Genomic DNA, 4,771 nt, shown 5'->3' with positions numbered 1-4,771 from the left:
TCTTCAACCATCCTCACTGCCCGCTCCCGGAGCTCAGGCGGGTGCCGGTGTCCCGATCCCTGCTTCGACGTCTGCTGGTTCGATGCTGGCATGGGCTACATCCTCCCAAAGAATGAAGCCTCCATCGAACCCAGCGTGGTTCAAATTGCCCCGCGGCGCCGTGCCGCGGAGTGCTGCACACCTTGCCCGACCATGGTTTCCAGAGGTCGTGGATCTCGGAGAGGGGGAGCGTCAACGCCGGGGGTGGGCCGACATTACGCGCGCAACCGCGTCGAGTCGATCGGCGGGGGCTCTGCATTGCGGTACCAGTCGGCGATCTGTGAGCCCGTGAGAAACACCGTGTCGTGGCGAGATTGCAGGAAATCAAGGATTCGGTCGAGGTAGATGATCCGATGCGGTGGCCCGATCAGGTGTGGATGGAGCGGCATCGTTAGGATGCGAGGCTGTTCGACAACTTCGCGGTTAAAGCACTCCACGGCATCGACTACACGCCTGTACATTTCGGGATTACTGTGCCGCTCGACCGCATAGAGAACGCTGTCGTTGACATCGAGCGAGTATGGAAGCGCGACCATCCATCCGCGGTCTGTTCGCAACCATTCCGGCAGGTCATCGAGTGCCCAATCACACACATATTCGATTCCCATCTCGCGGAGGATGTCGGGGGAATCGAATGTCTCGCGGAGCCCGGGCCCGAGCCAACCCCTAGGCCGGCGTCCGGTGAATTCCTCGATCATTCTGACACTCTGCTGAATCACCACGCGTTCGTCGGGGACTGAAGGCAGGGAACGCTGGTGGACGCCGTGACCCATGAATTCCCAGCCAGCGTCAAACATCGCACGCGCCACTTCGGGATACACGTCGATCACTGCGGCGTTGATGGCCGCGGTTGCGCGAATTCCCCGATCAGCGAGTGAACGCAGGATTCGGGGCATGCCACATCGCATTCCGTACTCGGCCCATGCGAAGTTTGGCACGTCGGGGACCGATTCGAAGCCGTGGGGCCCGGGGATGATCGCGCGCGGCATGGGTTCGTCGAACTTCCAGTGTTCGACATTGACCACGACATGGACGATCAATGGTTTGCCGAAAGGGGCGCTGAGCCGGGGACGGACGGACGACATTCGAAAAGCGATACGCGGATTTGACATCTCAGCATTCTCCTTCGACGCGGCTGAAACCAGCGGAGTCTTCCGCATAGTCGATAAGAACAACAGCGGGCCGCTGAGGGTTCACGAACCCGATCAGCGTGTGCATGGCTCCCGGTCGCTGCGTGTCAATCAATGTGCGTCCGTCTTCGGACGGACGCAGTCCCGAGCGCTTTGACAACGCTCCCGGCGCCATCCACCGGGTGGTGGAAGCGCTCACCGACGGCAGCGCGGAGCGCTGCGATGTCCGAAACATCGTTGAGCGGCTCCCATGGTTCGATCATCGACGCGCCGACGCCGAAGAAGCCTGCCATCCGATACCTGCTCGCCGCCGAGCCGATCAAGCCCAAGCTGAGGCTGGAGTGATCTTGACTCAAAGCGATCAAATGGGACCGGCCAGCCGGGATAGCGGATATGCCGAAAAAGCACCGGTTCCATCAGGAGCACAATTGGGCTAGAGCTGTACGGACGCAAGTAGGAAGGGCTCAAGAAGGTAACTCCGACGGAATCTGGCGGGCTCGTGAACTGGGCGACTCAGCTGTCCGACCCGAACGTTCTGCCGTAAGGGTCGCCAGCCGGATTGCGGCAGGTTCTGCGCCCTCGATTGCCGACCTCCTCACCAGAACTGACCAGAACGTTGATAACCCAGATTTGACCGATAGATAGTCGGTTAATCCGGCCTGGCGTTTACCGCAGCCAGGATGAATGGAAGGGTTGCATAGATCAGGAGCAGTCGCGTCGTGTGAACTGCGACGACTTGGGCCACGTTCGCACCCGAGCTGAGGCTGAGGCCGGCGATGCCGGTGAATCCCCCTGGGGATCCTGCAAGGAGGGCCGAAGCGGCATCGATCTGAAACACCCGAGCGATCAGTAGGACGCAGGCAACCGCTACCACATAAACCGATGCGGCCATTAACAACAGCACTGGCCAGTCGACTCTGAGCGCAAGTAGAGACGAGCGATCGATCGACAATCCGATACCGGTGCCTAGCAGGGCATATACAAGAAGCTGTAGCCAGCCTGGGAAGACATCAACGCGCTGATTCACGGTCAAGCGCCAGGCGGCAACTGCGAGGATCGGAGCGACGATGGCGCCTCCTGGCACTCTCGTCCGCTGTCCGAGCGCGGCGGCCGCAAGGCCAATGACAATGGCAACGCCGAGATTCACGACTGTCTCATGGGCGTCGCCCGATGGTCGGGTCGGTTGGCTGTTTGCCCAATCCGAGCGATCATCTTCACTTTGGGGCACGCAAAGCATTGCGCGTACATTCCTTCGTGATCATCGCGTGTAACGAATTGTAATCATTTCGTCACTCCTACTGAAGGCTTCCGAAGTTGTGTCGCGAGTAGTGGTGTAAGCCGCAGGCCTTCTGGCGCTCGCTGGCGCTGGGCCAGGCCCGCAGGAGGACCGCTGGTTGCAACAAGCGAGCCCTCTATGGCCCTCAAGGCGCGGCTCGGGAAAGTGGCGCCGCCCGGTTGATGGTCGACGCTCTCCTGCTCCACCGTAACCACACGGCGGAGCGGGTGAGCAGACCCCGTCCGGCTGGAGGTGATCGAGGCCGGCGAGTTGGGCGCCCGCAGCCGCAGGTCGACGCCTATGACGGGCTTCTGCAGCACGTTCGGACATGAGCAAGCTCAGCGGCGCCCTTGACGTCCTCGTCAAGGCTGACTCACGAGCTTCGGCTGCCGACGGTGGGCGACCGCTTCGCCGACCTCGCCGACCAGGCCAGGCGGGATGGCAAGCCACACCGCGACTACCTGACCACATCATTCGAGCGCGAGCTGGATGACCGTCGCAAGGGTTGCGCTGATCGGCGGCGCCGCCCCAGCACTCCCAGAGCGTTGTCGAGGGCGTCCTCGTCCGCGGGCCGAAGCGCCCGACAGACGCCACAGGGTGAATCGCTCTGGCGACAACCCGGCGCAGCCGCCGCCCTGGTGGACGCGATTTACCCTTCAACGTTTTTGGTGCGCCGATGTGTCAGCGCCGGTGTGAAACTCCTCAGATAGAGCCGGTTTGAAAGTCCTGACCCACGCGAGGTGTGGATGTGTTCCTCCTACGCAGCCAACGTCGCAGCAGGAGGGACAGAGATAGTCGGCCGAGGAGAGTTCATGCAACTGCAGGAGGCCTGGGTTCATGGTAAGTCGATCAGCGAGATCGCGCGGCTGACAGGGCGCGACCGCAAGACGGTGCGTCGCCTGCTCCGCTAGGGTGGGCCCAGGCCGCGAGCCGCGCGTGAGGTGAGCTCCAAGCTCGATTCTTTCCGCGCCTATGTGCTCGGGCGGGTGATTGGCGAGGATCCGGTTAGCTATTCGGGGGTCTTGGTGGCTGAACGCGAAGTTGAAGGAGGGCCTATCGGCCAAGTCCGTGCGCGGTGTGCGAGCAACCCTACGGTACGGTCGTCGCCTCCAGATAACCCCGGCCGGATGAAGCGGTTCGTCGCCATGAACACGCTCTTCGGTACTGACCGCAACGTGCGCGAGGAGCGACTTACGCCCTGGTTTGCGGCGATCAAGGCGATGGAGGATGCGGGCCAGCTGGAGGCCGTGCTGGGTAATCTGAGATATCTGGTCGGGGGGATCATGATGACCCTGGGCATGCAGCTCCGAGACCTTATGACCGATAGCTGGCTGCGGGCCGACGGGGCAGCCTTTCCCACGCTCGAGGAATGCCGAGGCGCGATAGCATTTCCGCTTGAGGGTCTTCACCTGGTTTCGATTCGCGATACCCTGGTCGGTGCAATTCCCGGACTTTCACGTTGGGCCAGGCAGGTGTGCCGGCGATAATGATTGAGGGGGTGCAGGACCGCGCCATCTGGCCCCACGCTGGCCGGCCGGGTGCTCTTGGCGCATGACCACGTCGAGGTGGCGCTGCCAGCGCCGATAGATGTCGCAGAACTGGCTGTACTGGTAGCCGTCAGGGAAGCGCTCTTTGTATTCGAGCCAGAGCAGCATCAAGGTCACCCCCGGCCGCCGTAGCTCCAGATGCACGTGATTCCAGTCCGGCGGCGGCCGGCTCGGCACTGATGGCGCGGCCGCCGTCACGAATAGCCTGCCCTCCAGTTCCCGGTCGTCGATCTGATCCGGAAGTGGCCAGCTCAGCCCGGCTTCTCGGGCTCGCTCCAGGTAGTGCCACACCGTCGTATACGGCAGCCCGACTGCGGCCCCAATCTGGTGGCGGGAAAGATGCTCTTCAAAGGAGAGCCGAAGGACCTCTCTAATCTTGCGCATGGCGGAACGGGGACGGGGCAGCGGCATCTCTCCTCGAACGTCTGCTGCGACTGTCCGAGTCAGGATGCCCGCCGCCTCTCACCTCACGCCGATCGCGCCACAAACCTCCTTCAGCGGGGTAATCCAAAACCCCGCAATGACTGATCCAATTCGTCCGGAATCTGTGATCCATTTGCTCCGGAATCCGCACTCATGAACCACGCTGGGTTCGATGGAGGCTTCATTCTTTGGGAGGATGTAGCCCATGCCAGCACCGAACCAGCAGACGTCGAAGCAGGGATCGGGACACCGGCACCCGCCTGAGCTCCGGGAGCGGGCAGTGAGGATGGTTGAAGAGACCATCAAACATACTGGCGAGCGCCACGGCGTGGTGACCCGGGTGGCGATACAACTCG

5 protein-coding genes are annotated in these 4,771 nt (G+C 62.2%); 2 read left to right on the top strand and 3 right to left on the bottom strand.

The annotated features are described in order from the left end of the window. Window positions 1–254: 254 nt before the first annotated feature. Entirely contained in the window at window positions 255–1,151 is an 897-nt protein-coding gene (locus tag JF886_RS13955; protein WP_337313472.1) for a polysaccharide deacetylase family protein, read from the bottom strand. A gap of 240 nt (window positions 1,152–1,391) precedes the next feature. Between JF886_RS13955 and JF886_RS13950 the strand changes: the two genes are divergently transcribed. Continuing rightward, entirely contained in the window at window positions 1,392–1,514 is a 123-nt protein-coding gene (locus JF886_RS13950) for a hypothetical protein (protein ID WP_337313470.1), read from the top strand. A gap of 304 nt (window positions 1,515–1,818) precedes the next feature. Here the strand turns inward: JF886_RS13950 and JF886_RS13945 are convergent, their stop codons facing one another. Continuing rightward, window positions 1,819–2,406 carry an AbrB family transcriptional regulator gene (locus JF886_RS13945; protein ID WP_337313468.1) on the bottom strand — a complete coding sequence of 196 codons (588 nt, stop codon included), beginning with the start codon at window positions 2,404–2,406 and terminating at the stop codon, window positions 1,819–1,821. 980 nt (window positions 2,407–3,386) lie between these two features. Here JF886_RS13945 and JF886_RS13940 point away from each other — a divergent pair. Continuing rightward, window positions 3,387–3,932 carry a hypothetical protein gene (locus tag JF886_RS13940; RefSeq protein ID WP_337313467.1) on the top strand — a complete coding sequence of 182 codons (546 nt, stop codon included), beginning with the start codon at window positions 3,387–3,389 and terminating at the stop codon, window positions 3,930–3,932. Here JF886_RS13940 and JF886_RS13935 read toward each other — a convergent pair. Then, window positions 3,900–4,403, bottom strand: a complete 504-nt coding sequence (locus JF886_RS13935; protein WP_337313465.1) for a hypothetical protein — start codon at window positions 4,401–4,403, stop codon at window positions 3,900–3,902. The two genes, JF886_RS13940 and JF886_RS13935, sit on opposite strands and share 33 nt — an antisense overlap. Window positions 4,404–4,771: the final 368 nt, after the last annotated feature.

Source organism: Candidatus Aeolococcus gillhamiae (assembly GCF_016464765.1).
In the GTDB taxonomy this organism is placed as follows: domain Bacteria; phylum Chloroflexota; class Dormibacteria; order Aeolococcales; family Aeolococcaceae; genus Aeolococcus; species Aeolococcus gillhamiae.
The sequence above is the reverse complement of the archived record's forward strand: the minus strand, read 5'-3'. Positions and strand labels throughout refer to the sequence as shown.

Bases quoted from the DNA above. Each gene is read 5' to 3' on its own strand.
- JF886_RS13950 (WP_337313470.1), top strand. From the start codon at position 1,392: ATGTCCGAAACATCGTTGAGCGGCTCCCATGGTTCGATCATCGACGCG.
- JF886_RS13955 (WP_337313472.1), bottom strand. From the start codon at position 1,151: ATGTCAAATCCGCGTATCGCTTTTCGAATGTCGTCCGTCCGTCCCCGG.
- JF886_RS13945 (WP_337313468.1), bottom strand. From the start codon at position 2,406: ATGCTTTGCGTGCCCCAAAGTGAAGATGATCGCTCGGATTGGGCAAAC.
- JF886_RS13935 (WP_337313465.1), bottom strand. From the start codon at position 4,403: ATGCCGCTGCCCCGTCCCCGTTCCGCCATGCGCAAGATTAGAGAGGTC.